Origin of the sequence: Cryobacterium sp. TMB3-10, from assembly GCF_004402305.1 — a bacterium.
Taxonomy (GTDB): Bacteria; Actinomycetota; Actinomycetes; order Actinomycetales; family Microbacteriaceae; genus Cryobacterium; species Cryobacterium zongtaii.
This window is the reverse complement of record NZ_SOGH01000032.1, coordinates 16379-42991: the sequence shown is the minus strand read 5'-3', so window position 1 is coordinate 42991 and position 26613 is coordinate 16379. Positions and strand designations below refer to the sequence as shown.

The following is a 26613-nucleotide window of genomic DNA, read 5'->3' as shown; positions in this document are numbered from 1 at the left end:
TCGCGAAGGGAACATCCAATGTCTATCGTCGTCACCGGAGCCACCGGCCAGCTCGGGCACCTCATCGTCGAGCACCTCATCAACCGCGGCGTCACCCCGGCCGAGATCACCGCCGTCGGCCGGAACACAGCGCGTCTGGCCGACCTGGCCGGGATGGGCGTGGCCACGGCGGTCATCGACTACGCCGAGCCGGCCAGCCTGGCCGCCGCGTTCACCGGCGCCGACGTGTTGATGCTCGTCTCCGGCAGCGAGGTGGGGCAGCGTGTCGCGCAGCACAGCAACGCCATCACCGCCGCGGTCGCCGCCGGAGTGGGCCGCATCGTGTACACGAGCGCCCCGAAGGCCGACACCTCGGCCCTGATCCTCGCCCCCGAGCACAAGGCCACCGAGGAGGCCCTGCTGGCATCCGGCGTTCCGTTCACGATCCTCCGCAACGGTTGGTACACCGAGAACTACGCGGCCGCCGTGCAGCAGGCCCGGGAGACGGGCGTCTACCTCACCAGCACCGGTGCGGGCCGGGTGGCCAGCGCCTCGCGCAGCGACTACGCCGAAGCCGCAGCCGTGGTGCTCACCACCCCCGGCCACGAGAACGCCGTCTATGAGCTCGCCGGAGACATCGCCTGGACCGGCACCGACATGGCTGCCGCCCTCACCGAGGTCGTCGGCCGCCCTGTCGTCTTCACCCCGGTCTCCCCAGAGGAGCACACGGCCATCCTCACCGGCGCCGGCCTGGACGGCGGCACCGTCGGCTTTGTGGTGGCCCTGGACGGCAACACCCGCGACGGCCTGCTGGCCGGCGGGTCGAGCGACCTGGCCACCCTGATCGGCCACCCCACCACTCCGTTGCTGGACGGTCTGCGCGCGGTCGCGTAACCCCCTGCGGCGGTGTTGCCGCCGCTCTGAGCCTCCGTCCCCGGCGCACCCTGCGCCGGGGGCGGAACCATTGAGCCCGCCGGAGGCCTCGACTACGCTGTACGGATTATCGGAGGGAGATCATGAAACCGCTTTCTGCTACCGAGATCCGGGATTCCATCGTGAACGCCACCACCGACGAGATCGCCCGGATGCCGCTCCCCGGGCTGCACGAAACCATCTGGGACGAACGTGAGTACCTGGGTTGGCGTGACCCGCAGGCCGCACACCGCGGCTACATTGTGTTCTGGCGGGGCGATGCTCCATTGGGCATGATGCTGCGGGCCGCGGCGCGGGGGCCCGGTCGGTCGATGTCTGCGTTCTGTTCGCTGTGCCGCACGCAGCAGCCGGCGCACCAGGTGAGCCTGTTCAGCGTGCCCAAGGCCGGCCAGGCCGGTCGGGACGGCAACACCGTCGGAACCTACATCTGCTCCGACCTGGCCTGCTCCACGCTCATCCGCATCCTGCCGCCACCGTCGCAAATGCAACCCAACCCCGCCGAGATGATCACCTCCAGGGGTGCCGGGTTGCTGGCCCGTCTCGAGGGGTTCACGAACGAGGTCCTCAAACCGGCGGAGTAGTCGCGTGTCACGTCTTCGGGGGGCGGCGGGGTAGATTGTACACAACCCGGCGATGACGCCGACAACTGTGGGGCAGGGGGTGGGTGAATGGCGCGCTCTGCGCAACGTCTGGCCGCGGGCTACCGCCCCGGGCTCTTCAACGCCAACGAGTCGGCGGGCCTCCTGCTCGGCGTGGCTCAGGCCGGCTTCGGCCTGCCCCTGCTCCTGTACGCCTGGTACAAGTGGGTGCAGAACGATGAACCGATGCTCGTGCTCCTGTGCGTCGGAGCAGTCCTCATCGTCACGGGAGCGCTCTCCGCCGGGTTCCGCACCAGGATGCGGGTGCCGCTGCGCCATCTCGCCTTGTGCTGGATAGGCGTCATGGACCTGCTCTGCCAGGCGGCCACCGGCGCCGAGCCGGTCACCCTCACCTTCGCCTGGACCCCCAGCATGCTGGCGTTGGTCGCATTCGCGGTGCTCCCCGCCGCGCAATCCCTGATTTATCCGGCGGTCTTCATCCCCCTGTCGCTCATCGTGCTTGCGGTGCAACCTGGCGCCGACCCGGCGGATGTCGCCATGTCGTCGCTCCTCATGCTGGCGACCGGCCTGGGGCTCACCTGGTTCGCCCGCAGCGCCCTCCTCGCGGAGACAGATGAGCTCACCGGCATCCACAATTTCGCCGGATTCGAACAGGTGCTCAGCGCCGCCATGCGGGACGCCGCTCCCACCGAGCCGCTCTCCCTGGTGCGACTGGATATCAACGAATTCGCCCTGGTGAACAGGCGACGTGGCCGGGAGGGCGGCGACCTGGCCATCATGAAGTTCGTCGCCGATGTGGTCAAGGCTCTCCCGAGTGCGGCGACCATGGGCCGCGTGGAGGGCGATGCGTTTGCGATCCTGCTGCCCGGGTTCACCGCCGGCGACGCCTGCGACCTGATGGTGCGGGTGCAAGTCCAGGTGGCCAAGTTCTCAGCCGGCATCTCAGCCAGGGAGGGCAGCGAGTCCGAGAGCGAGCTCTTCGGCCGGGCCGGCAAGGCGCTCTTCGAGGCCCAGCGCGTGGGAGGCCACGGCAAGATGATCATCCACGGCGGCTACTACGCCTCCCCGGCAGCCGTGCTGGACGGCCTGCGGAACGGCGAGTTCTTTCTGCGCTTCCAGGCCGTGGTCGACCTGGCCACCGGCGCCGCAATCGGCGCAGAGGCCCTGGTGCGTTGGCAACACCCCACCAGGGGGCTGGTGCCCCCCGCCGAGTTCATCCCGCTCTGCGAGGCGAGCGGGTCCATCGTGGTCCTCGGGGAGTGGGTCGTCCGCGAGTCGGTCGCGGAGGCAGCACGCTGGCGCCGGCTGCGTGGGGAGGACGACCCGGTGAGCGTGGCGATCAACGCCTCGGCGCGCGAACTGACCTCGGCCGGCTACGGAGAGTTTGTTCTCACCGAGTGCGCCAATGTGGGTCTGCCGGCCGCCCTGGTGCACATCGAGGTGACCGAGACCCACTTCGGCAGCGATGCCGCGGCCGTTCGCGACAACATCCGGGTGCTGCGCGGCGCCGGAGTGATCATTTCGATGGACGATTTCGGCACCGGCCACTCCAGCCTGTCCAGGCTCACCGAGATCGAACTCGACGTGATCAAGATCGACCAGTCCTTCGTGGCCGTGATCGAGACCGAACGGGAATCCCCCGTCGCGGAACTGACGATAAAACTGGCGGCGACCCTCGGACTGCAGGTGATCGCCGAGGGTGTCGAAACCGAGACGCAAGCTGAGTGGCTGCGGGAGCGCGGTTGCCTGCTCGCGCAGGGCTACCTGTATTCGCGGCCCGTGGCCGCCGACGAGTTCGTGGCCAGGTTCCTCGTCCAGCCCGTTACCCGCGCCTGACCTCGTCCGGCAGAACCGGCACGAGGGTGACGTCGGTGAGCTGCCCGTTGTCGGCAACAGCCGTCAGGTAGGTGTGTGCCGGTTGCCGCCGGCGGTCAGTCGGCGACCCCGGGTTCAGCAGCCGCAGACCCCGGGGCGACACGCTGTCCCAGGGGATGTGGCTGTGCCCGAAGACGAGCACATCGGTGTCCGGAAAGGCCTCGTCCATGCGCTTCTGGCGCCCTGTGGCGGCACCGGTTTCGTGGATCATCGCAAAGCGGACGCCCTCGATGGTGTCCCGGGCGATCTCCGGCAGCACACGGCGCAGGTCGGCGCCGTCGTTGTTGCCGAACACGCCCAACAGCGCCGGTGCCCGGCGGGTCAGCTCCTCGTACAGGCTGAGGTCGACCCAGTCCCCGGCGTGCAGCACGAGGTCGGCCTCGTCGACAGCCCGCCAGACCTGCTCGGGCAGCCGCCGGGCTCGCTGGGGAACGTGCGTATCGGAGATCAGCAGAAGTCTGGTGGCCATGCCCCATTCTGCCCCGCCTACCGTCGGGTTCGCACGAGGGCTAGGTTCGCAGCGTGGCCGACCGATTCAACACCACCGAGAGCATGCGCGACTCCGTCTTCTTCGACGGGCCGGCGTCCAGCGCGCGGTACTCCAGATTCTGGATGCTGCTAGTGCTCGCATCGATCATCGCCTCGGCGGGCATCGTGGGCGATTCCACCGCCACGGTGATCGGCGCGATGATCGTCGCTCCGCTGATGACGCCCATCCTCGGCACGATGCTCGCGACGGTGCTCGGCGACAGGACGAACCTCATCCGCTCCCTGGTGTTGGTGCTGGGCGGCGCCGCCGCCGCCGTGGTGATCGGCTTCGCGGTCGGCCTCCTCGTGCAGACCGACGTGCTCGCCAGCACGAATGCCCAGGTCTCGGCCAGGGTGAATCCCCGTCTGATCGATCTGCTGGCCGCCCTCGGCACCGGCGTCGTCGGCTCGGTGGCGCTGGTGCGCCGGGACATCTCCGATACGCTGCCCGGCGTCGCGATAGCCATTTCCCTGGTCCCGCCGCTGACCGTGGCCGGCCTGGTCCTCGAGTCGGGCTCCGTCCCCCAGCTCCTGGGGGCGCTGCTGCTCTTCGTCACCAACGTCGTCGCCATCCTCGGCACCGGCATCGTGGTGATGTCGGTCTACGGGGTGAGCCGGCTCACTCGCCGGAAAGCACCCGGCGACACCGGGGCGCCCGGCCTGCTGCGCCCGGTGGCCGTGCTCGCCGTGATGCTGCTGCTGATCGGCATCCCCCTCACTCTCACCAGCGTCGAGGTCACGGCCCGCAGCAACGTGGAGGGTACCGTGCAGACCGTGGGCGAGAAGTGGGCCGCAGGCGTCGGTTGGACGGTCACCGGCGTCTCCACCCGAGGCGCCGAGGTGACCCTGCGGGTGGTGGGCGCACCGCCGGTGCCCGACACCGCCGCGCTGCAGGCCGCCCTCGCGGCGGCGGGGATCCATCCCGAGAGGGTGACCGTCGATCTGACCCCGGCCACCATCGTGAAGCTCTCGACAGTTCCCTGAGCGGAACGCAGAAAAGCCCGCCTGACCGGGGGTCTGGCGGGCTTTTCAAAGAGCGGAGACGGAGGGATTTGAACCCTCGGTGCCCTGTGAAGGGCACTCCACCTTAGCAGGGTGGTGCACTAAGCCGGGCTATGCGACGTCTCCCGGATGCCTGCTTGCGCAAACACACATCCACCATACTAACCGCACCACGACGTCAGTTTGAACACCATCCCCACGGGCGGGTGCCGACGGTGCTACTGGTCGGCCAGAGTGCGCCCGGCCGAGCAGGTGTACTGGGACGCGTCCTGCCCGTAAACATTGCTCGGCAGCGCCTCTTCGGTGGTGGCCGGATCGGTCGCGGCGGGATCGGTCGGCGCGGGCACGGCAGGGTCAACCGGCTCAACGGGCGCTTCGGTCGCGGCGGCGGCAGGGTCTGCCACGGAGCGGAAGTCGGCTTCACCGGGTGCCAGGGTCGGCGAGGCGTCGGCGAGGATGGACGCCATCAGATCGTCGGCGGCGGACTCGTCGGGTTCGACGCCCCCGTCGACGTTGTAGACCGGGTACTGCACGAACACGACCTTCTCCAGCGGAATGTCCTTCAGCGCCATCGCGATGGAGACCATCGTGTCCATGCTCTGCAGCGAGGTCGACAGCTCCATATTGTCCACGGCGGCCTTGGCGATCGAGTACAGCTTGATCGGGTCGCTCAGCGTCTCGGCGCTCTTGAGGGTGCGCACGAGCGAGGACAGGAAAACCTGCTGGTTGCTGATACGACCGAGGTCGCTGCCGTCGCCGACGCCGTAACGGGTGCGCAGGAACTGCAGTGCCTCCAGGCCCTTGAGCTCGTGCTCGCCGGCCGCGAGGTCCAGGTCGGTGTGTTCGTCGACGATGGGCTCCGCGATACAGACGGGCACCCCGCCGACGGCCTCTGACATGGCCGCCACGCCGTTGAACTGCACGACGGCGGCGTACTGGATCGGCAGGCCGGTGAGTTCCTCGACCGTCGACACCGTGCAGTTGAGCCCGCCGTAGCTGAGGGTGCTATTGATCTTCTGGCTGCTCATGGCCGAGTAGGTTTCCCCGTCGGGGCCGGTGCACTCCGGGATGGGCACGTAGGTGTCCCTGGGGAAGCTGACCACGGTGGCACTGCTGTGGTCTTCGGCGATGTGCAGCAGCATGGTGACGTCGTTGAGGACCGCGGTCTCTTCTTCGGGATCGCCGTAGCCGCCGCCCTGGCCGACACGGCTGTCGCTGCCGACGAGGAGCAGGTTGGCCCCGCCGTCGATGGAGCTGATCTGCGGGATCGGACCCGCGGTCTCGCTGTCCAGGCGGATGGGTTCCTTGACGCTGGTGGCCACGTTGAGGGTGGCGAGGGCCGCGACCGAGACACCGCTGACCATGACCACGGCGAGGGCGGCGGCGAGCACCTTGGCGATGTTGGCGAATGCGTTGGACCGCTTGAGCCTGCCGTGCCGGGCGATCGGGCTGGTCTGCTTCGATCGTTTCGAGCGGGGGCGCAATTGGTCGCTCACGCAGATCCTTTCGTCGTTATGCAGGTGCAGCGCCTCGCGGCGCGGAGGGCGTGGGATTCGAACCCACGAGACATTTCTGCCCACCAGTTTTCAAGACTGGCTCCATCGGCCGCTCGGACAGCCCTCCCGATTCAACGCGGGACCGCCCCGTGACGGGCCGGATCCAACATCGAACTTCGCCCGATCTTAGCCGATCACGGAATAAGTAGCCTGACACGCGAAACTGGCAACGCCCTGCACGGCGGCCGACCCCCGCGAATTACCGTGTGTACTGGAGTGCTAGAGGCTGCTGAGGACCACGGCCAGGCCGTCGTCCTGCACGCTCACGGTGAGCTCGCTGGCGGCCTCGAGGACGTCGTCCGGGGACTGGCCCATGGCCACACCGCGGCCCTCCGCGCCGGCCCAGAGCAGCATGTCGATGTCGTTGCGCCCGTCGCCGACGGCCATCACCCGGCTGCGTGGGATGCCGCACTCGGCACGCACCCGCTCCATGGCGGTGGCCTTGTTCACACCGTCGGGGGCGATATCGAGCCAGGCGGTCCAGCCGATCGCGTAGCTCACCCGGTTCAGACCCATCTGCTCGACCACCGCGAGGAAGTCCTCCATGTCGTGGTCCGGCGAGACGACGACGACGCGGGTGGCGTCGTGGCGCAGCAGCTCGTCGAAGGCGACGTGCTCACTGTCGATGCCGATCGTGGCGTCGGGGAACACCTCCGTGTACCGGTAGAAGCCGTGCTCGTCCTCCACCGCGTACCGGGCATCCGTGAGGTGCGAGCGGATGGAGAGCAGCACGTCGCTGGGGTCAAAGGTTTCGACCCATTCGCGGCGGTACCCGGTCGGGGCATCCGCGTCTCGGTGCAGCGTGATGGCGCCGTTGGAGCAGACCACGAATTGCGGCGTGATCCCGAGACGCTCGAGCACCGGGAGGGTGGCGGCGGCGCTTCTGCCGGTTGCCAGCATGATCTCGTGGCCCGCCTGGTGCACCCGGCGCACCTGGCGGATCACGGCGTCGCTGATGGTGCCGTCCTCGTGCAGGGTGGTGCCGTCGATATCGAGGGCGACCAGCCAGGGCGCGTCGGTGGTGGGGCTCATCGGATGGGTGTGAGGACGTCGAGCCCGCCGAGGTAGGGGCGCAGTGCTTCCGGCACGAGAACCGAACCGTCGGCCTGCTGGTGCGTTTCCAGGATGGCGACGATCCACCGGGTCGTGGCGAGGGTGCCGTTGAGGGTGGCGACCGGGGCGGTCTTGCCCGACTCGGTGCGGTAACGGATGTCGAGGCGCCGGGCCTGGAAGGTCGTGCAGTTGCTGGTGCTGGTGAGCTCCCGGTAGGCACCCTGGGTGGGCACCCAGGCCTCGATGTCGTACTTACGGGCGGCGCTGGAACCCAGGTCGCCTGCTGCGACGTCGATCACCCGGTAGCTCAGGCCGAGGGCCTGCAGCATGCCCTCCTGCAGGGCGACGAGGCGGTTGTGCTCGGCCTCGGCATTTTCGGGCAGCACGTAGGTGAACATCTCGAGCTTGTTGAACTGGTGCACCCGGATGATGCCGCGGGTGTCCTTGCCGCCCGACCCGGCCTCGCGGCGGTAGCAGGTGGACCAGCCGGCGTAGCGCAGCGGACCGTCGGACAGGTCGAGGATCTCGTCGCTGTGGTAGCCCGCGAGGGCAACCTCGCTGGTGCCGGTGAGGTAGAGATCGTCGGCGGGCAGGTGGTAGATCTCGTCGGCGTGCTCGCCGAGGAACCCGGTGCCGTCCATGATCTCCGGGCGCACCAGGGTGGGCGTGATCATCGGGATGAAATCGGCCGCGAGAGCATGGTCCAACGCCATGTTCATCAACGCGATCTCGAGCCGGGCGCCGATGCCACGCAGGAAGTAGAACCGGGCACCGGAGACCTTGGCGCCGCGGGCCATGTCGATGGCGCCGAGCATCTCGCCCAGTTCGAGGTGGTCGCGGGCCTCGAAGTCGAAGGTGGGGATCTCGCCGTGGGTGCGCAGGGTGGCGAAGTTGTCTTCGCCGCCGGCGGGCACGCCGTCGATGATCGGGTTGGCGATGGTGCGCATCACGCTCGTGAAACGCGCCTCGGCCTCCGCGGCGGTCACTCCGGCCGCCTTGACCTCCGCGGCCAGGCTCTGCGCCTGGGCGACCAGGGCCTTCTTCTCGGCGGGCGGCGCCTGTGCCACGGTCTTGCCGAAGGCGTTCTGCGAGGCACGCAGCGCCTCGAAGGTGGTGATCGAGGATCGCCGGTCGGCGTCCGCGGCGAGCGCGGCGTCGACGGCCTCGACAGAGTCGCCCCGCGCCTCCTGCGATCGCTTGACGAGGTCGGGATTTTCGCGTAGCAGCACCGGATCAATCACTCGGTCAGTCTACAAGCGCCAGCCGTTGCCCCCTTGCTAGCCTGAGCGGGTGCCAGCCTCCAGTTCCGGACCCAGCGACATCCCCTCGAGTTTGCGCCGTGCCGCGGTGGTCTACAACCCCGTGAAGACGGATGTCGACAGGCTTCGCCTCGGCGTGAACACCGCGGCCGCCGCGGCGGGCTGGGCCGAACCGCTCTGGTTGGCGACCTCCGTGGCCGACCCCGGCCAGCGGGTCACCCGGCAGGCGCTGCGCCAGGGTGTGACCATGGTGCTCGCTGCGGGTGGCGACGGCACCGTGCGGGCGGTGGCCGAAGCGCTGCGTGGGTCGGAGGTGAGCCTGGGCATCCTGCCGGTGGGCACCGGCAACCTGCTGGCCCGCAATCTGCAGCTGCCCCTGAACAGCCTCGACGACGCCATCAGCATCGCCTTCGGCGGGGCCGACAAGGCCATCGACCTCGGCGTGGCCTCGGTCACCTACGCCGACAACAGCATCAACGACCACGTCTTCCTGGTGATGGCCGGGCTCGGCCTCGATGCCCAGATGATCGCCGAGACGCGCCCGGACCTGAAGAAGCAGGTGGGTTGGCTGGCCTATGTGGATGCGGGGATGCGCGCCATCCCCAAGGCCGAACCGTTCCGCATCCGCTACAGCCTGGGCACCCGCAGCGAGCACCAGGCGCTGGTGAGCACCATCCTGATCGCCAACTGCGGGGTGCTGCCCGGAAACATCCAGTTCCTGCCCGACGCCCTCCTCGACGACGGCGTCCTGGACATCGCCGTGTTGCAGCCCAAGGGTGTGCTCGGCTGGCTCATGATCTGGCGCCGGGTGACCTGGCAGAACGGGGTGCTGCGGCGCTCCGCCGTGGGCCGGCGGATCATCGAGCTCACCGATACCGACAGCGAACGTGCTATGACGACGCTGGTCGGCACCGACATCCGGATCGTGCCGGACCACCCGCAGCAATTCGAGCTGGACGGCGACGAATTTGGGCTGGTGACAAGCGTGTTCCTCCGGGCGGATGCCGGTGCCCTGCTGGTGCGGGTACCGGCCGGCTGGCCGATGCCGACGGACGGATCCGCGGGAGTCCGGTGAGCCGTCAGAGGCCCTGGGCGCTTCGGCGCCGGCGAGCCCGCCAGCCCCAGGCGTGCCAGAACAGCAGGCCACCGAGAATCACGATCCCGCTCGAGATCAGGGGTGGCGCGACCAGGTAGCTGAACTGTTGGAGGACGAACGCGACCGGCGGTTCCCCGTTTCCCGTATACGAATTGTTCCCGAACATTCCGCTCACGGCCTGCCACTGCAACACCATGCCACCCGCCGGAAGCGCGAGGGCCACCACCCAGAGCAGCGCGATGTACGGGTTCCACCTCGAGGGCTCCAGCTCGTCCTGGAAGGTGTCGCCGTCGAAGGCCAGGGCGTCGAGATCGTCGAATGCACCGTCGGTGCCGACGACGAGGTCCTCGAACGGCGCCGCGGCTCCGCCGGCCGCGGCGGCAGGTTTCGCCGGCGACGCGCCGATCAGCCCGGGGCGAGCGGCGGGCCGGGGTGGATCACCGGGCTGGTAGCCGCGTTGAAACCTGGCGTCGTGCCGCGGGTCGAACGCCGGCCGTTCGGGCCCCCCAGGCTCGGTCACGCTGTCGGCTCCCCCGAGACCAGACCGCGCAGCCAGTCCCTGGCTTCGATGAAAACACCGTCGTCGTACCGGTCGGTGAACACATTGGCCGCTTTGTCGGCTCGCGGATACGAACCGAGGAAGATCACCTTTGGGCTGAACCGGCGCAACCCCAGCAGGGCGTCCGCCACCCGTTCGTCGAGGATGTGCCCGTCGGCGTCAATGACGAACCGGTACCGGCCGAGGGAGTCACCGATCGGCCGGGACTGGATCAGGCTGAGGTTGACGCCGCGGGTGGCGAACTGCTCGAGCATCTCCAGCAGGGCGCCGGCCCGGTCCTCCGGGAGCTCCACGATCACGCTGGTCTTGTCGGCGCCGGTCGGCTCCGGGATCACGGTGGTGCGTCCGACGAGCACGAACCGGGTGACGGCGTTGGGGTTGTCACCGATGTTGCGGGCGAGCACCACCAGGTCATGGTGCTTCTCGATACCGGGCGGCGCGACGGCGGCATCCGCTGGTCCCGGCTCGAACAGGGCGGCGGCGGCGGAGACATTGCTCGACGAGGGGATGTGCCCGTGCCTGGGCAGTGTCGTTTCGAGCCAGCTGCGGCACTGCGCGTAGGCCACCGGATGCGCGTTGACGATCTTGACGTCCTCGAGGGCGGTTCCGGGCCTGGCGACGAGCACAAAGTTGACCGGTACCAGGTATTCGCCGATGATCCGCAGGTTCGGCACGCTGGCCAGGGCGTCCTGGGTGGCGCTCACCCCGCCGTCGACCGAATTCTCGATGGCGATCATGGCGGCGACGCTGCGCCCGCTCACGACGTCGGCGAAGGCCTCCCCCACGTTGTTGACCGCGCGCCACGGCAAGCCCCTGGCCTGGGGAACCTGGGCGAGGGCGGCCTCGGTGAAGGTTCCCGCCGGCCCCAGGAAGCTGTAGTGCACATCGGGAGTCTCTGGCATGGCTCACAGCCTAGTTGGAGTGCAAGACTGGGCACTATGAACGCACGCGCAGGCACCCCGGCCCAGAAATCCGATCTGATCGACGTTGAGGCCCTCATCAGGGCGTATTACGACCTCAAGCCGGATGTGTCGGTGCCCGCCCAGCGGGTTGTCTTCGGCACTTCCGGACACCGCGGCAGTTCGCTGAACACCGCGTTCAACGAGAACCACATCCTCGCCACAACGCAGGCGATCGTGGAGTACCGCGCCGCCCAGGGCATCACCGGCCCGCTGTTCATCGGCGCCGACACCCACGCCCTCAGCGCCCCGGCCACCACCACGGCCCTCGAGGTGCTGGTGGGCAACGGCGTGCGGGTGCTGGTCGACGAGTTCGACGACTTCGTGCCCACCCCGGCACTGTCGCACGCGATCCTCGCCTACAACCGGGCCGGACACGACGACCAGGCCGACGGCATCGTCGTCACCCCGAGCCACAACCCGCCCATGGACGGCGGCTTCAAGTACAACCCGCCGCACGGCGGACCGGCCGACAGCGACGCCACCTCCTGGATCGCCAATCGCGCCAACGAGATCATCGCCGACGAGATGCGCGCCGTGCTCATGGCCGAGCCCAGCGCCGTGGAGACCTACGACTTCCGCGGCCAGTACGTCGACGACCTCGAGAACATCATCGACATGGCGGCCATCAAGAAGAGCGGCATCCGTATCGGCGCCGACCCGCTGGGCGGCGCGAGCGTCGGCTACTGGGGCGCCATCCGCGACCGCTACGAGCTCAACCTCACCGTGGTCAACCCGCTGGTCGACCCGACCTGGGCGTTCATGACCCTGGACTGGGACGGCAAGATCCGGATGGACCCGTCCAGCCCCTCGGCGATGGCGTCGGTGCTGGCGCACAAGGACGACTTCGACATCCTCACCGGCAACGACGCCGACGCCGACCGGCACGGCATCGTCACGCCGGACGCCGGCCTGATGAACCCCAACCACTTCCTGGCCGTGGCCATCGAATACCTCTACAGCCACCGCGACGGCTGGCGGGCGGATGCCGCGATCGGCAAGACCCTGGTCTCCTCCACCATGATCGACCGCGTCGCCGGTTTCCTCGGCCGTGAGCTGTGGGAGGTCCCGGTGGGCTTCAAGTGGTTCGTGCCCGGCCTGATCGACGGCTCGGTCGCCTTCGGCGGCGAGGAGAGCGCCGGCGCGAGCTTCGTGCGCTTCGACGGCACGGTCTGGACCACCGACAAGGACGGCATCCTGCTGGCCCTGCTCGCTGCGGAGATCGTCGCCGTGACCGGCAAGTCGCCCAGCGTGCGGTACGCCGAACTGGCCGAGCACTTCGGCGCCCCGGCCTACGAGCGCATCGACGCCGTCGCGACGCCGGCGCAGAAGACCGCCCTCGGCAAGCTCGACGGCGCAGCAATCACCGCCACCGAGCTCGCCGGCGACAAGATCATCGGCGCGCTCAGCAACGCCCCGGGAAACGGCGCGGCCATCGGCGGAGTGAAGGTCTTCACCGAATACGCCTGGTTCGCCGCCCGCCCCAGCGGCACCGAAGACGTCTACAAGATCTACGCCGAGTCGTTCAAGGGCCCGGAGCACCTCAAGCTGGTGCAGATCGAGGCCAAGGCCATCGTCGACGCCGCGATCAGCTAGCCCGCGCTCGGTGGGCTACGGGATGCTCCAGTAGTACGCGGTTCCGCCCGGGTGCTTCTCGGTGATCGCGACGTCCACCGAGAGGTAGTCGGTGTCGTCGGTGTGCCCGGCGTAGTAGATCACGATGTCGTCGCCGGTGCCCTCGATGCGGGAGACGACGGCGGTGTGGTCACGGTCGCCCGTGTTGTCCCAGTCGAACTGGACGACATCACCGAGCTTCACCTGATCGCGCTGGTCGTCGGTCAGGGCGGTGGCGCGGCCGGAGTCCGCGAGGTAGTTCATGAACGCGGTCGAACTCACCCACGGTGAGGAGAAGTCGAAGTCGGAGCCGGTTCCGCTGGTCCACCAGGTCTCGTCCATGGCCCAGCCCCTGGCCACCAGGGACTGGCTGGTGAAGTTCACGCAGTCGTTTCCGGTGACCACACCGTACTGGTCGGTGTTGTAGTCCTTCCAGTGCGCGAGTGCGTAACTCAGCTGAGCCTGCACGGCGGGGTCAACGTCGACGGGCGCGGCCGTTATCGCCGGAGTCTCGCGCGGCGCGGTCTCGACCGTGGCAGCGGCGTCCGCCGCAGTGGAACCGCGCTGAGCCGAACCGGTTCGATCCGCGCCGNATCCGCGCCGGACGTCGCCAGGGCCACGGTTCCCACGACGAGTCCGCCGAGGATCAGGGCGATGACACCGATCCGTGCTGGTCGAGCTACAGCCACAACTACCTCCATTCGGGGGGGGGGATCTCAAGCCAACCACACTATTTGGTGAAGAGTCTGGGACCGGACCGGCCACCGATCTTCGGGCGGTGTTGTGAGCGTGCCAGGCATAGTAGACCTCATCGCGGGCAGGGTGTTCTCGACCCGCGTACCGTGAGCGTCGGGGCCCCCGAGGCTGTGAGGGTGGCGTGTGAGTGGAATTCAGCCGAGGGCTTTAGCCGTAGGACGGTGCGGCCGGTAGGCCGAAGAACTCCTCGAGCGTGGTGACGCCCTGGTCGTGCATTTCCGTGGCCAGGTCGATCCCGACGTACCGGAAGTGCCAGGGCTCGAACTCGTAGCCGGTCACCGGGGTCTTGTCGGCGGGGTAGCGCAGCAGGAAGCCGAATCGCCACGCGTTTGCGGCGAGCCACTGGCCGTGTGGGGTGTCGGCGAAGCACGCGTTGAGTGAACACTGCCCGGGTTGGGCGCTGATGTCGATCGTGAGACCGGTCTGGTGTTCACTCGTACCCGGCCGCGCGGTACTCAAGTCGGCACCGGCCTGACCGAGGTTCGCGAGATCGTTGTTGTAGACCCGCGTCTGCGCGTCGAAGCTGCGGTACGCGCTCTGCGATTGCAAGGCCAGGCCGGTTTCGGCCGTGAAGGCGGAGAACAGGGCCACGACGGCGTCGGAGGCCTCCTGCCGCAACTGCGGGTGGTTCGCGAACGGGATCGGCACATCGACGAGGTCGTCGGGAGCGTAGTCGGTGGGGTTGAGCGGGCGGAGCTTGTCAACGACCACCCAGATGCTGTTCGGGTCGTCGATCGACCGGGCAGCGCGGTCGAAGGTGGGCGCCGGAGCCGGGTCAGGCGAGGCCGACGGCGACGGGCGCGGTGGTTCGGTCGGCGTACTGGCCGACGGGCCGGGCGATGCGGATGTGGTCGGCGTGGTCTCGCTCGATGCGGCGCGGCCGGTGTGCTGGCCCAGGATGAGGGCTCCACCACCGGCGACCAGCAGCAGTGCGGCGGCGGCCGCGACGAGTGCGCGTCGACGGCGTACGCGCGGCGACGCCCCCCGGCGCGATTGAACTGACACGCTGCCGAGCATATCCTGCGCCGACGCCACTCCCCGGCATCGGCATCATCGCCGCCGGGGAATTCCAGCGCCCCGTAGTCTGTTTCACCCCGTATGCGAATTGTTATAGCAGGAGCACACGGAAAAATTGCACGGTCCCTCACCCGGGAGTTGACCCTCGACGGACACACTGTGATCGGGCTGATCAGGAACGCTGAGCAAAAGGAAGACCTCGTCCTCGATGGAGCCCAACCGGTTGTCCTCGATCTCGAGAACAGCTCGGTCGACGCCGTCGCCGAGGTCATGGCCGACGCCGACGCCGCGGTCTTCGCGGCCGGCGCGGGTGCGGGCAGCGGCGACGCACGTAAGAACTCGGTCGATCTGGGGGCTTCGGTGTTGTTGGCGGATGCCGCCGAATCCGCCGGGGTGCGCCGGTTCGTACAGATCTCCTCCACCGGAGCGGATCTGGTGCGTGACGGAGCCACCCCCGACAGCGTCCCCGCCGACTTCGTCGCCTACCTCCAGGCCAAGCTCGGCGCAGAGGAAGACCTCGCGGGCAGAGACCTCGACTGGACCATCGTGCGGCCGGGCACCCTGACCGATCACGACCCCATCGGCTCGGTTCGGCTTGAGCGCACGGGACCCGACGAGAGCGGAACCGTGCAGCCGGAGACCCAGGGCAGCGTGCCCCGGGCCGATGTGGCAGCGGTGCTGGCCGAGCTGCTCCGCACCGGAGCAGGCAGCCACACGGTGCTGCACCTCATTTCCGGCCCGACGCCGGTGGCGAAGGCCGTGGCCGTCTTCGCCTGAGACACCACTCACGTCGCTCCCCTGACCGATTCAGGGGAGCGACGTGAGGCGGCTGGATCAGCCCTTGACGGCACCCGCCATGATGCCGGAGATGAGCTGCTTGCCCGCAAGCACGAAGAGCACGAGCAGCGGCAGTGTTGCCAGCACGGCACCTGCGAGCACGACCGAGTAGTCGATGTATCGTGCGGACTGCAGCTGGCTGAGAGCCACCTGCAGGGTCGGGTTCTGCGGCGAAACGATCATCGGCCAGAGAAAGTCCGTCCACGCCATCATGAAGGTGAAGAGCGACAGGATCGCCATCGCCGGACGGGCGGCGGGAACCGCGACGTTCCAGAACGTGGTGATCATGTTCGCGCCGTCGACGCGGGCCGCCTCAATGAGCTCGTCCGGAATCACGTCGACGAGGTACTGGCGCATGAAGAACACGCCGAAGGCCGTCACCAGGGTCGGGACGATGATCGCGCCGATGGAGCCGGTCCAGCCGAACTCGCGCATCAGGATGAACAGCGGAATGATGCCCAGCTGGGTGGGGATCGCCATCGTCGCGACGACGAAAACCATCAGCCCGTTGCTGCCACGGAACTTGAGCTTGGCGAACGCGTACCCGGCGAGAGTCGAGAACGACACGACGGACACGGTGATGATCGTCGACACGATCACGCTGTTGAGCAGGGCCTGCCAAAACGGAATGGTGTCGAAGACTGCGGCGACGTTGGTCCAGAACTGCCCGCCAGGAAGAAGCGGCGGCCAATCCTGGGACAGCACAGACGACGGGCTCGCACCGACGACAACCGACCACCAGAGCGGGTAGGTTCCGCCGGCGAAGAGCGCGATCAGGATTCCGTAGGTAAGGAAGCCTGGACGACGGTCGATGCCGAGGCCTTTGTGCTTTGTCTTGCCCCGCTTGACGGTGACCGTCTGACCCGGTACCTCCGGGGTGGTTTCTGGGCGGGCGATGGTGTCGGTCATGCTCGGGGCTCCTTCGCGCCGTTTCGGAGCGTGCGGCGAACCGCGCGTTTGTTGTTCTTCGCGTCGGACCGGCTGTCTGCCGTGGCGATCCGTTGCGAGATCAGGTAATTGAGCACGCCGAACGCCACGATGATGACGAACAGGATCAGGGCGATCGCCGAGGCCTTGCCGAAGTTCTGGCGCTGGAAGGCCATCTCCCACAGGTAGAGCACCGTGGTCTGGAACTGTCGGTGCGCACCACCGGCCGTGGAGCTGGTCGCGTCGTACAGGCGCGGCTCGGTGAAGATCTGCAGCCCACCGATGGTCGCCGTGATGATGACGAAGATCATGGTGGGGCGGATGCTCGGCAGGGTGATGGAGAAGAAGCGGCGGACAAACCCGGCGCCGTCCAGGGCGGCGGACTCGTGGATGTCCCGCGGCACCGACTGCATGGCGGCGAGCAGGATCAGGGCGTTGTAGCCGGTCCAGCGCCAGTTCACCATGCCGGCGATGGCCAGGTGGCTGGGCAACACATCGGTTTTCCAAAGGATCGGGTCCACGCCGACGAAGCTGAGCAGGTGGTTCACCAGACCGCTCTGCTCGCTGAACATGCTGGAGAAGATGAGGGCGACCGCGACAGGGGTCACGACGTAGGGGATGAGGATGCTCATGCGCCAGAAGGTCTTGGCACGCAGGTTCTGGTCGAGGATCGCGGCGATGGCCGTGGCCACCACGAGCTGCGGAATGCTCGAGAGCAGGAAGATACTCATGGTGTTGAACAGTGAATTCCAGAACAAGGGGTCACTGAGCTCTGCGGCGTAGTTGTCGAAGCCGACCCACTCCCCCGGCCCGCTCAGCAGATTCCAGTTGTTCAGGGACACCACAAAGGTGTAGACGAGAGGGAACAGGCCCACCAGGCCGAACAGCACGAAGAACGGTGCGACGTACAGGTAGGGCGAGACTTTCACATCCAGGCGGCTCAGCCGGTGCTTGTAGGTGAGGGCGCTCGCGCGGCCGGGACGCTTGAGAGGCGCGGGAGCGCTGGTCTCTGGTTCAAGTGTGCGTGTCATGGTGACTTTCTGCCTTCGAGCCGGGCTTCCGGTGCCGCGTCGCGGCGCCGGAAGCCCGGCAAGAGCGGATTGGTGCTGCTACTACTTGTTGACGATGAGCTGGTCGAACAGGGTCATGGCGTCGTCCCATGCCTTGTCGCCCGCGACACCCTGGTCGAGCGCGATCGCGGACGGGCCGAAGACCTGCTCCTGGATCGTGGAGTCATCCGGACCCTTGAACTGGGCCTTCACGCCGTCGGCACGCTTGGTGAGGATTTCAGCGATCGGCGCGTCGTTGAAGAACGCGGAGACTCCGGTTGCCTCAGACAGTGCGGGGTCCGTCTGTGCAGCGGTGACGCTGGGGAACGGGCCCTCGGCCTTGAACTCGGCGACCTGCTGGTCGGCCTCGGTCAACCAGGCAGCCAGGTCCGCGGCTTCCTGCGGGTGCTTGGACTGCGTCGGGACGGTCAGGAAGGTTCCGCCCCAGTTGGTCGCTCCGCCGGGGAACACGTCGGCGAAGTCCCAGCCGGCCGTCGCGCCGGTGGCGTCGCCGCCGGCGGTCTCGACCTGGCCCTGAACGACTCCGAGCATCCAGCCCGGGCACATGAAGGTCGCGAAGGTTCCGTCGGTGAACGACGAGCCCTTGTTCCAGTCCCACTGAGCCTGCTTGCCGGAAAGGCCGGCCGCGTTGGCGTCGGCCAGCTGCGTCCAGGCCGCCTTCAGCTCGGCGTTGTCAACAACGTTGAGCTCGCCGTCGGCGGTGTAGTAGCCCTCGTCCATCTGGTTCACCATGGAGTTCCAGATGAAGCCGGACTGGTCGAACCACGCCTTGCCGGTGGCCTCCTGGTACTTCTTGCCCAGGGCGAAGTAGCTTTCCCAGCTTGCGTCGTCGCCGCCGAGAAGCGTGGCTACTTCGGCACGGTCGGTGGGCAGCCCGGCGGCTTCGAAGGCTGCGCTGTTGTAGCAGAGTCCCTCCGGGCCGATGTCGGTGCCGTAACCGATGATGCGTCCTTCCGCGTCGGTGCCCTGTTCGAGCTTCCACGGAACCCAGCGGTCCTTGATGTCGTCGGCGCCGTATTCCGACAGGTCGACGAACTGGTCGGAGACGGCCATGATCGAACCCAGCCAGCCTTCCTCGACGGCGACAACGTCCGAGAGGCCGCTGCCGGCGGCAATTTTGGTGAAGGCATCCGTGCGAGCGTTGCCACCCGTGTCGATGTTGTTCGCCTTGATGGTGATGCCGGGGTTGGCTGCCTCATACTCGGCGTACAGGTCAGCCATACCCATGCTGCCGAACGTGGTGACGGTCAGCTCGATGTCACCGCCGGAGGCGCCGTCGGTGCCCGCCGACGAACAGCCTGTGGCGATGAGGGCGAAGGATGCGGCGCAGGCTACTGCGGCGCCAACCTTGGTGCGTTGTGAGAACTTCACTTTCACTCCTTTGTGTGCGTGTGCTTGTGCGATTGCAAGACATACGTGCGGGAATGAGAGCGCTCTCATTCAAACGTGAGAGCGCTCTCATCAATCACCGTCACCATAGAGCAGGAGAAGCAGGCTTGTCAATACGACCACGACGTACCGGTGATTTGACGGCGCGTCGTGACCTCGAACGGGGGCGCTGAAGGGCGGCCTGGGCACGGGCGCACCGGATTCACGCGGGACCAATGGCCCGAGCGCAAATAGACTGACCCCATGACAATGGGAATCCGGAGTGCGCGTCCGCCCCAGCCGACCCTCGAGATGGTCGCCGCGGCGGCCGGAGTCTCCAGAGCAACGGTCAGCCGGGTTGTCAACGGCTCCCCCAAGGTCAGGCAGGAGGTCGTCGATTCCGTCAACGCCGCGATCGAACAACTCAACTATGTACCCAACCGCGCCGCCAGGTCACTGGCCAGCCACCACACCCAGTCGGTCGCCCTGGTCGTGCCGGAAGACATGACCAAGTTCTTCGGCGACCCGTACTTCGCCGCCGTCGTGCAGGGCATCACTCAGCGCCTGGACGAGAGTGACTACACGCTCAACCTCCTCGTCGCGTCGAGCGACCCCCGGCACAAGACCATGCGCTACCTGCGCTCGGGTAACGTCGATGGAGCCATCGTCATCTCGCACCACACCGGCGATGATTTCGTGGCGAACCTGGAGACCACCATGCCCGTGGTCTTCGGTGGCCGACCCACGAACCACTCCGGCCCGGATAATTACTTCGTGGACGTCGACAACGTGGCCGGCGCCATCAGCGGCGTGCAGCATCTCATCAACCTCGGCCGGCACCGCATTGGCACCATCACCGGACCGGTCGACATGCCCGCCGGCATCGACCGACTCAATGGCTTCCGGCACGCACTCGCGGCCGCCGGGCTCGAGTCAGATGCCGTGGAGCACGCCGACTTCACGGCCGCGGGCGCCGCCGCGGCAACTCGCCGTCTGCTTGAACACAGCCCGCACGTGAATGCCTTGTTCGTCGCGAGCGACCTCATGGCCGTGGGCACGATGGGGGTCTTGGCCGAACAGGGCCGCTCGGTGCCCGGCGATATCGCGGTGGTCTCGTTCGACGACAGCCCGGCCGCCACCTCCGGTCCGATCTCGCTGACCACGGTGAGCCAGCCATCGAAGGAGATGGGCTTCGCGATGGCGGACCTGCTCTTGCGCCTGCTCGCCGGCGACGAGACCGTGCCGCACCATAACTTCATGCCGACGCGCTTGGTGCTTCGCGACTCGGCCTGAGCCGCCCAGGTCATCCGTTCAGTCGAGCTGCGGCATAACCTCTCTGGCCAGAAAATCAAGGTGCTCGAGGTCGGCCAGGTCCATGATCTGCAGGTAGACGCACTCCACGCCGTCGGCGGCGAGGGCTCCCAGCCTGTCGACGACCTCACCGGTGGTCCCGGCGATCCCGTGCTCGCGGAGTTCGGCGGGCTCCCGGCCCACGGCGGCAGCGCGTCGGGCGAACTCGGCCTCGTCGGCGCCGGCCACCGCGATCAGCGCAGTCGAGTAGACCAGTTCCTGCGGGTTGCGGCCGATGGCCTCGCAGGCTGCGCGCACCCCGGCGAACTTGGCGGGGATGTCGGCGAAGTCGGGGAAGGGCAGGTTGAATTCGGTGGCGAACCGCGCGGCCATCGCCGGGGTGCGCTTGGCTCCGCCACCGCCCACGATCACCGGCACGCGGGACTGCGTGGGCTTGGGCAGGGCGGGAGAGTCGACGAGGGTGTAGTGCTCGCCGGCGAAACTGTAGGTCTCACCGACGGGCGTTCCCCACAGGCCGGTGATCACTTCGAGCTGCTCCTCGAGCATGCCGAACCGCTTGGCCGGGAAGGGGATGCCGTAGGCCAGGTGTTCCTGTTCGAACCAGCCGGTGCCCAGGCCCAGTTCCACGCGGCCGCCCGACATCTGGTCGACCTGGGCGACCTGGATCGCCAGGACCCCCGGCGGACGGTAGGTGACCGAGGACACCAGGGTGCCGAGGCGGATGCGCTGCGTCTCGCGCGCCAGTCCGGCCAGGGTGGTCCAGGCATCCGTCGGCCCGGGCAGCCCGGAGACGTGATCGCCCATGGCGAGGTAATGGTCTGAGCGGAAGAAGGCGTCGAAGCCGAGAGTCTCGGTGGCCTGCGCGACCGCGAGGAGGTCGTCGTAGCTGGCGCCCTGCTGGGGCTCGGTGAAAATGCGGAGTCTCATGCTCCCAGTCTTGTCTCCAGCTCGGCGTCGACGAAATCCACACCGGGCAGGGCGCCGAGCCTCTCGTGCATCACCGCGAGCGACTCCGGGTTCTGGTCGATGAGAAGGAACTTGCGCCCCAGGGCAGCCGCGACGGCACCCGTCGTGCCGCTGCCGGCGAAGAAGTCCAGCACCCAGTCGCCCTCCCGGCTGGAGGCTTGGATCATGCGCCGCAGGATGCCGACCGGCTTCTGGGTGGGGTAGCCGGTTTTCTCCTTGCCCGTGGGCGAGACGATGGTGTGCCACCAGACATCCGTGGGCAGTTTGCCCTTGGCCACCTTCTCGGGGGTGACCAGGCCCGGCGCCATGTAGGGCTCTCGGTCCACGGTGCTGGAGTCGAAGTAGTAATCCTTGGGGTTCTTCACGTAGACCAGGATCGTGTCGTGCTTGGTGGGCCAGCGGTTCTTCGATTTGGCGCCGTAGTCGTAGGCCCAGATCAGCTCGTTGAGGAAGCAGTCCCGGCCGAAGAGAGCGTCGAGGAGCACCTTGGCGTAGTGCGCCTCACGGTAGTCCAAGTGCAGGTAGAGGGTGCCGTCATCGGCCAGCAGGCGCCAGGCCTCGATCAAACGGGGCTCCAAGAACGCCCAGTAGTCCTCGAACTGGTCGTCGTAGCCGAGCAGATCGCCCTTGATGCGCTCGTAGCGCTGGCCCTTGAACCCGGTGATGGTTCCGGTGGCGTGGGCGCCGCTGGCCAGGGTGCTCCGCACCGAGGTGGTCGACTGCCGCTTCTGGCTGCGGCCGGTGTTGAACGGCGGGTCGAGGTAGATGAGGGTGAACGCGCCGTCGGGCAGCGTCGGCAGCACAACCAGGTTGTCCGCCTCGATGACCCTGCTGGGAGAGGACTGAGTCCACGCGTTTGGCATTCCCTCATTCTGTCAGTCGGCTTACGCTGTTCCGATGACAAGTGAAGAGATGACCCGTGCCGACAGCACCGCGCACATCAGGCACGAACCGGACCTCTCGCGCTACACGCTGTGGCAGGACGGCGAGCCGGTGGGCCTGGCCGACTACACGCTGGCGGGCCAGTCAGTGACCTTCACCCACACCGAGGTCGACCCGGCCAAGCGCGCACACGGGCTCGCGGGCTTCCTCATCGAGCAGGCGCTCGACGACGTGCGCACGCGCACCGACCTCACCGTGGTGGCGGCCTGCCCGTTCGTCGCGGACTGGATCGACCAGCACGCCGAATACCAGGACCTGCTCATCCGCGGCACCTGATCCTGTGCTCGCCAGGCGCTGTGCTGGCCAGGGCCGTCCTGGTTAGGGCACGCGGCCGATCCAGGCGTCGGTGCTGAACTTGCTCTCCACCAAGTCGGCGGCCTTGGCGTATTCCTCATCGGTGATGTCGCCGGGTTTCGCCCCGTACAGGCTCGTGAAAGTCTGCTTCATGCGGTCGATGATCTCGGCGCGGCTGAGCCCGGTCTGGCTGCGGAGCGGATCCACCCGCTTGGCGGCGCTGGTGATGCCCTTGTCGCTGAGCTTCTCCCGGCCGATGCGCAGCACCTGCACCATCTTCTCGCCGTCCATGTCGTAGCTCATGGTGACGTGGTGCAGCACGGCGCCGCTGCCGAGGCGCTTCTGGGCCGCCCCGCCGATCTTTCCGGTGGGGCTCGTGATGTCGTTGAGCGGCTGGTAGTGCGCGTCGATGCCCAGTGACTTGAGCGCCGTGATGACCCACTCGTCGAGGAAGGCGTAGGAGTCGGCGAAGCTCATACCGTGCACCAGCTCGGTGGGAGCGTAGATCGAATACGTGATCACCGAACCGGCCTCCATGAACATGGCGCCGCCGCCGGAGACCCGGCGCACCACCGTGAAGCCGTGCTTTTCGGCGTTGACGGGGTCGACCTCGTTCTTCAGCGACTGGAAGCTGCCGATCACGACGGCCGGTTCATTCCACTCCCAGATGCGCAGGGTGGGGCTGCGGCGGCCCTCGCCGACCTCGACGGCGAGCACCTCGTCGAGAGCCATCTGCATGACCGGGGGCACGGCCTTGGTGTGGATGATCTGCCACTCATAGTCCCGCCAGCCGCTGGCGTGGGCGAGCGAACGACGGATGGCGACGGCGACCGACTCCGGAGAGAACCCGAGCAGGGTGGCCTGGGGCGGCAACGCGGCCCGCACCGCGGCCGCGATGGTGGCCGCGTCGCTGTCGGCGGCGAGGCCGTTCACCGCTGCGTTGATGTCCTCGAGGGCGTCGTCCGGCTCGAGAAAGAAATCACCGGCCAGGCGAAAATCGGTGATGAGATTGTCGACGACATTCAGATCGACCACAACGAGTTTGCCGCCTGGAACCTTGTATTCACCATGCATGTGATCAGCCTAATCGTCGGCAGCGGACTCGGAGACGGCGGCCGGGAGATGCGCGTCGAGCCAGGCGACCAGGTCGGCCAGCACCTCGTCGCGGTTGATCTCGTTGAGGACCTCGTGCCGGGCGCCGGGGTACACGATCAGGCGCACATCCCGCAGGCCGGACCGGCGCCGGAAGGCGTCCACAAGCTTGCGGGCGCTGCGTTCCCCGCCCACGGGGTCGTCGCCGCCGACCTGGATGAGCACGGGCAGGTCCGCGGGGAGCCGCCGGGCGGGGCGACCGAGGATGCGGGCGGCGTCGCGCAGGCCGAACAGCTTGGCGAGCGGCACGCTCGTGGTGAGCGGGTCGGCCACAAAAGCCGCCGCGACCGCCGGGTCCCGGCTGAGCCACTCGGCACCGGTCGAGCCGAGGTGCTTGTGCCTGGCGTTGAGATCCCCGCTGTTGAGGTAGCCGGGCCAGCGGTAGGCCGTGCCGGTGAGCACGACCGCCTGGTAGTCCTGGGGATACCGGTTGAGGATCATCTGCGCCATGAAGGATCCCCAACTGTGCCCGAGCAGCACCAGCGGCACCGGCTGTGCCTGCGGTTGCCCGGTCTGCGCAGCCGGTCCCTCGCCCCGCGCAACGGTCTGGTGGCGGGTGGCCTGCCGGATCACGCCGGTGAAGGCGTGCACGGCGGCGACGGCCGCGCGCAGACCGCCGACGCCGAGCCGACCGAGCTGGCCGACGTCGCCACCGTGCTGCAGCATCCCGGTCTGGCCGTGCCCGCGGTGGTCGTCGGCGTAGACGGAGTAGCCGGCCGCGTTGAGCGCGCGGGCCACCTCCCGGTAGCGCAGGGCGTGTTCGCCGACCCCGTGCACGAGCTGCACGATCGCGCGCGGGTTGTCGACCGGCCAGGCGTAGTAGACGATCGGGACGCCGTGTTCATCGATGAAGGTGGGCACGGGCTTATTCTGCCGTACCTGTTGCCCGTGCGGACATTTGCGCCCGGCGTACCGGGCGCAATTGTCCGCTTCGGGAACAGTCGCGGCGATTCAGTGGCGATTCGGCGGCGATTCGGCGGCGATTCGGCGAGCTGGGAATCATTAGCATAGCTAATTTGTTAGGCTAAGTAATCATGTCAGAGAGCCCCATTGCGCCCAGTCCCCCCGCACCCGCACCCGCACCCGCACCCGCACCCGCACCCGCGCCAGCGCCGGCCCCCGCGGCGGCGCACACCAAGCGCCGCTCCGTCGCCGAGTTGAGCCACGACTTCAGGCTCGCCAACGGCCGACTGGCCCGCCGGGTGCGCCAGGAGCAGGCCGACAACGAACTCACCAGCGGCCAGTTCTCGGCCCTCGGCGCTGTGTTCAGACTCGGCCCGATGACCCTGAGCGCGCTCAGCGAAGAGGAACGGGTCACCCCGCCCTCGATGAACCGCACCGTGAACGCCCTCGTCGAGGCCGGCCTGGTCAACCGCGCCGGCTCCGCCGAGGACGGCCGCAAGGTGGTGCTCACCGTCACCGACACCGGGATGACCCTGGTGCGCGAGACCCGCCGCCGCCGAGACGACTGGATAGCCACGCGCATCCTGCGGCTCACCCCCGAACAACGCCAGATCCTGGCGTCCGCCACCGAAATCATGAAGGAGCTCGCCAACAGTTGAGTGCAATGTTCCGCTCCCTGAGCGTGGTCAATTACCGGATCTGGTTCGCCGGCGCCCTGGTGTCCAATGTGGGCACCTGGATGCAGCGCACGGCCCAGGACTGGATCGTGCTGACCCAGCTCACCGACTACAACGCCACCGCAGTGGGCATCGTGATGGCCCTGCAATTCGGGCCGCAGCTGGTGCTGATGCCGTGGTCGGGCCTCATCGCCGACAGGTTCGACCGCCGCAAGCTGCTGATGCTCACCCAGGCTCTGATGGGCGCACTCGCCCTGGGCCTCGGCCTGATCACCATCACCGGCGTCGTCGAGCTCTGGCACGTCTACCTCTTCGCCCTCGGCCTGGGCATCGTTGCCGCCATCGACGCGCCCGCCCGGCAGACCTTCGTCTCCGAGCTGGTGCCGGACGACAACCTCTCGAACGCCGTGGCGCTGAACTCGGCCTCGTTCAACGGCGCCCGGCTGATCGGCCCCGCCGCGGCCGGCCTCCTCACCGTCGCCGTCGGCGCCGGCTGGGTATTCATGATCAACGCCGTCACCTTCGCCTTCACCGTCGCCGCCATGACGCTGCTGCGCACCAAGCAACTCCGCAAGCAGCCCCGCGCACCGCGGGAACGGGGCCAACTCATGGCCGGCTTCCGCTATGTCTGGCATCGGCCCGACATCGTCGCGGTGCTGATCACGGTGTTCCTGGTGGGCACATTCGGCTTCAACTTCGCCATCTTCACCTCCACCATGGCCACCGTGGAGTTCGGCATGGGCGCCAGCGAGTTCGGCATGCTCAGCTCGATCATGGCGGTGGGCAGCGTGGTCGGCGCCCTGCTCTCGGCCCGGCGCAGCCGACCCCGGATGCGCCTGGTGGTGGGCGGCGCGTTCTTCTTCGGCCTCACCTGCGCCATCGCCGCCGTGATGCCCAGCTACATCACCTTCGCGATTTCGCTCGCCTTCGTGGGCCTCACCTCGCTGACCCTGATGACCACCGCGAACGCCTACGTGCAGACCACCACCGAGCCGGCCATGCGCGGCCGGGTGATGGCGCTGTACATGGCCATCTTCGCCGGCGGCACCCCGCTCGGCGCTCCACTGGTCGGCTGGGTCGCCGACCAGTACGGCCCGCGCTGGGCCATCGGCGTCGCCGCGGTCTCCGGCCTCCTCGCGGCGGCGGCGGTGCTGTTCTGGATGATCAGGTACCAGCGCCTGCGGGTCCGCATCCGCCCCCGCACCTCACCGCGCACCGCGCGGCTGCACGTGCGGCACCGCGGCGACGGCCATCCGCTCACCTCGGCCATCCGCATCGTCACGGCGAAGGCCGATGCGGCACGGCAGGACCGCGACCGGGAGACGGCCACCCGCGAGATCGCGGTCGTCGAGGCGACTGCTCCACGCTGACCCAGGGGGGT

26 protein-coding genes and 2 tRNA genes are annotated in these 26613 nt (G+C 68.0%); 11 read left to right on the top strand and 17 right to left on the bottom strand.

Annotated elements, in window-relative coordinates; genetic code table 11:
- Positions 1-18: 18 nt before the first annotated feature.
- The 3 genes from E3T22_RS18045 to E3T22_RS18035 all read left to right on the top strand — a co-directional run bounded on the left by E3T22_RS18045 (position 19) and on the right by E3T22_RS18035 (position 3347).
- Positions 19-873: an SDR family oxidoreductase gene (locus tag E3T22_RS18045; protein ID WP_103478751.1), complete on the top strand. Its 855-nt coding sequence runs from the start codon at positions 19-21 to the stop codon at positions 871-873.
- A 122-nt stretch (positions 874-995) separates the two neighbouring features.
- A complete protein-coding gene (locus E3T22_RS18040) occupies positions 996-1493 on the top strand; it encodes an FBP domain-containing protein (RefSeq protein WP_088454920.1) in 498 nt (165 codons plus the stop codon).
- A gap of 87 nt (positions 1494-1580) precedes the next feature.
- A complete protein-coding gene (locus E3T22_RS18035) occupies positions 1581-3347 on the top strand; it encodes a bifunctional diguanylate cyclase/phosphodiesterase (RefSeq protein WP_088454919.1) in 1767 nt (588 codons plus the stop codon).
- On the opposite strand, the gene E3T22_RS18030 is transcribed toward E3T22_RS18035, so the two are convergent.
- Positions 3334-3855: a metallophosphoesterase family protein gene (locus E3T22_RS18030; protein WP_088454918.1), complete on the bottom strand. Its 522-nt coding sequence runs from the start codon at positions 3853-3855 to the stop codon at positions 3334-3336. The genes E3T22_RS18035 and E3T22_RS18030 overlap by 14 nt on opposite strands.
- Positions 3856-3908: 53 nt before the next feature.
- Between E3T22_RS18030 and E3T22_RS18025 the strand changes: the two genes are divergently transcribed.
- Positions 3909-4898 (top strand): DUF389 domain-containing protein, encoded by a 990-nt coding sequence (locus E3T22_RS18025; RefSeq protein WP_134481268.1) that lies wholly within the window; start codon positions 3909-3911, stop codon positions 4896-4898.
- Positions 4899-4951: 53 nt separating this feature from the next.
- Here the strand turns inward: E3T22_RS18025 and E3T22_RS18020 are convergent.
- The 5 genes from E3T22_RS18020 to serS all read right to left on the bottom strand — a co-directional run bounded on the left by E3T22_RS18020 (position 4952) and on the right by serS (position 8766).
- Positions 4952-5042, bottom strand: a tRNA-Ser gene (locus E3T22_RS18020).
- A 92-nt stretch (positions 5043-5134) separates the two neighbouring features.
- Positions 5135-6412: an LCP family protein gene (locus tag E3T22_RS18015; RefSeq protein WP_241980016.1), complete on the bottom strand. Its 1278-nt coding sequence runs from the start codon at positions 6410-6412 to the stop codon at positions 5135-5137.
- A 42-nt stretch (positions 6413-6454) separates the two neighbouring features.
- Positions 6455-6539 (bottom strand) — tRNA-Ser (locus E3T22_RS18010).
- Between the two features lie 152 nt (positions 6540-6691).
- Positions 6692-7504 carry an HAD family hydrolase gene (locus tag E3T22_RS18005; protein WP_134408220.1) on the bottom strand — a complete coding sequence of 271 codons (813 nt, stop codon included), beginning with the start codon at positions 7502-7504 and terminating at the stop codon, positions 6692-6694.
- Complete coding sequence (gene serS / locus E3T22_RS18000) at positions 7501-8766, bottom strand: serine--tRNA ligase (RefSeq protein WP_088454914.1); 1266 nt, start codon at positions 8764-8766, stop codon at positions 7501-7503. The genes E3T22_RS18005 and serS overlap by 4 nt, the downstream gene beginning before the upstream one ends.
- 49 nt (positions 8767-8815) lie before the next feature.
- Between serS and E3T22_RS17995 the strand changes: the two genes are divergently transcribed.
- Positions 8816-9859: a diacylglycerol kinase family protein gene (locus E3T22_RS17995; protein ID WP_174776284.1), complete on the top strand. Its 1044-nt coding sequence runs from the start codon at positions 8816-8818 to the stop codon at positions 9857-9859.
- Positions 9860-9863: 4 nt separating this feature from the next.
- On the opposite strand, the gene E3T22_RS17990 is transcribed toward E3T22_RS17995, so the two are convergent.
- Complete coding sequence (locus tag E3T22_RS17990; RefSeq protein WP_134481267.1) at positions 9864-10400, bottom strand: hypothetical protein; 537 nt, start codon at positions 10398-10400, stop codon at positions 9864-9866.
- A complete protein-coding gene (gene pheA, locus E3T22_RS17985) occupies positions 10397-11341 on the bottom strand; it encodes a prephenate dehydratase (RefSeq protein ID WP_088454912.1) in 945 nt (314 codons plus the stop codon). The genes E3T22_RS17990 and pheA overlap by 4 nt, the downstream gene beginning before the upstream one ends.
- Before the next feature lie 36 nt (positions 11342-11377).
- On the opposite strand from pheA, the gene pgm reads away from it, so the two are divergent.
- Positions 11378-12994: a phosphoglucomutase (alpha-D-glucose-1,6-bisphosphate-dependent) gene (gene pgm, locus E3T22_RS17980; RefSeq protein ID WP_088454911.1), complete on the top strand. Its 1617-nt coding sequence runs from the start codon at positions 11378-11380 to the stop codon at positions 12992-12994.
- Between the two features lie 15 nt (positions 12995-13009).
- Here pgm and E3T22_RS19175 read toward each other — a convergent pair whose 3' ends face one another.
- Positions 13010-13480, bottom strand: a complete 471-nt coding sequence (locus E3T22_RS19175) for an amidase domain-containing protein (protein ID WP_166789329.1) — start codon at positions 13478-13480, stop codon at positions 13010-13012.
- A 435-nt stretch (positions 13481-13915) separates the two neighbouring features.
- Positions 13916-14773 (bottom strand): D-alanyl-D-alanine carboxypeptidase family protein, encoded by an 858-nt coding sequence (locus E3T22_RS17970; protein WP_241983729.1) that lies wholly within the window; start codon positions 14771-14773, stop codon positions 13916-13918.
- Positions 14774-14866: 93 nt separating this feature from the next.
- On the opposite strand from E3T22_RS17970, the gene E3T22_RS17965 reads away from it, so the two are divergent.
- The gene (locus E3T22_RS17965; RefSeq protein WP_088454908.1) at positions 14867-15562 is read left to right on the top strand and encodes an NAD(P)H-binding protein; all 696 of its coding nucleotides are present in this window, start codon (positions 14867-14869) and stop codon (positions 15560-15562) included.
- Positions 15563-15619: 57 nt separating this feature from the next.
- On the opposite strand, the gene E3T22_RS17960 is transcribed toward E3T22_RS17965, so the two are convergent.
- The 3 genes from E3T22_RS17960 to E3T22_RS17950 all read right to left on the bottom strand — a co-directional run bounded on the left by E3T22_RS17960 (position 15620) and on the right by E3T22_RS17950 (position 18990).
- Entirely contained in the window at positions 15620-16531 is a 912-nt protein-coding gene (locus E3T22_RS17960; RefSeq protein ID WP_088454907.1) for a carbohydrate ABC transporter permease, read from the bottom strand.
- On the bottom strand, positions 16528-17580 hold the full coding sequence (locus tag E3T22_RS17955) for a carbohydrate ABC transporter permease (RefSeq protein ID WP_103430255.1): 1053 nt from the start codon (positions 17578-17580) through the stop codon (positions 16528-16530). Before E3T22_RS17955 ends, E3T22_RS17960 begins: the two co-directional genes overlap by 4 nt.
- A gap of 81 nt (positions 17581-17661) precedes the next feature.
- Entirely contained in the window at positions 17662-18990 is a 1329-nt protein-coding gene (locus E3T22_RS17950; protein ID WP_088454906.1) for an ABC transporter substrate-binding protein, read from the bottom strand.
- Positions 18991-19251: 261 nt separating this feature from the next.
- Here E3T22_RS17950 and E3T22_RS17945 point away from each other — a divergent pair, with 261 nt between their 5' ends.
- Positions 19252-20280: a LacI family DNA-binding transcriptional regulator gene (locus E3T22_RS17945; RefSeq protein WP_134481264.1), complete on the top strand. Its 1029-nt coding sequence runs from the start codon at positions 19252-19254 to the stop codon at positions 20278-20280.
- 18 nt (positions 20281-20298) lie between these two features.
- Here E3T22_RS17945 and E3T22_RS17940 read toward each other — a convergent pair whose 3' ends face one another.
- Positions 20299-21225, bottom strand: a complete 927-nt coding sequence (locus E3T22_RS17940; protein WP_088454904.1) for an LLM class F420-dependent oxidoreductase — start codon at positions 21223-21225, stop codon at positions 20299-20301.
- The gene (locus E3T22_RS17935; protein WP_103478745.1) at positions 21222-22127 is read right to left on the bottom strand and encodes a site-specific DNA-methyltransferase; all 906 of its coding nucleotides are present in this window, start codon (positions 22125-22127) and stop codon (positions 21222-21224) included. Before E3T22_RS17935 ends, E3T22_RS17940 begins: the two co-directional genes overlap by 4 nt.
- A gap of 34 nt (positions 22128-22161) precedes the next feature.
- On the opposite strand from E3T22_RS17935, the gene E3T22_RS17930 reads away from it, so the two are divergent.
- A complete protein-coding gene (locus E3T22_RS17930; RefSeq protein ID WP_241983728.1) occupies positions 22162-22482 on the top strand; it encodes a GNAT family N-acetyltransferase in 321 nt (106 codons plus the stop codon).
- Between the two features lie 42 nt (positions 22483-22524).
- Here E3T22_RS17930 and E3T22_RS17925 read toward each other — a convergent pair whose 3' ends face one another.
- Together E3T22_RS17925 and E3T22_RS17920 are read right to left on the bottom strand one after the other, a co-directional pair.
- On the bottom strand, positions 22525-23574 hold the full coding sequence (locus E3T22_RS17925; protein WP_088454901.1) for a biotin/lipoate A/B protein ligase family protein: 1050 nt from the start codon (positions 23572-23574) through the stop codon (positions 22525-22527).
- Between the two features lie 9 nt (positions 23575-23583).
- A complete protein-coding gene (locus tag E3T22_RS17920; RefSeq protein WP_134481263.1) occupies positions 23584-24513 on the bottom strand; it encodes an alpha/beta fold hydrolase in 930 nt (309 codons plus the stop codon).
- Positions 24514-24686: 173 nt separating this feature from the next.
- Between E3T22_RS17920 and E3T22_RS17915 the strand changes: the two genes are divergently transcribed.
- Entirely contained in the window at positions 24687-25214 is a 528-nt protein-coding gene (locus E3T22_RS17915; RefSeq protein WP_134481262.1) for a MarR family winged helix-turn-helix transcriptional regulator, read from the top strand.
- On the top strand, positions 25211-26602 hold the full coding sequence (locus E3T22_RS17910; protein ID WP_165787867.1) for an MFS transporter: 1392 nt from the start codon (positions 25211-25213) through the stop codon (positions 26600-26602). The genes E3T22_RS17915 and E3T22_RS17910 overlap by 4 nt, the downstream gene beginning before the upstream one ends.
- Positions 26603-26613 lie beyond the last annotated feature (11 nt).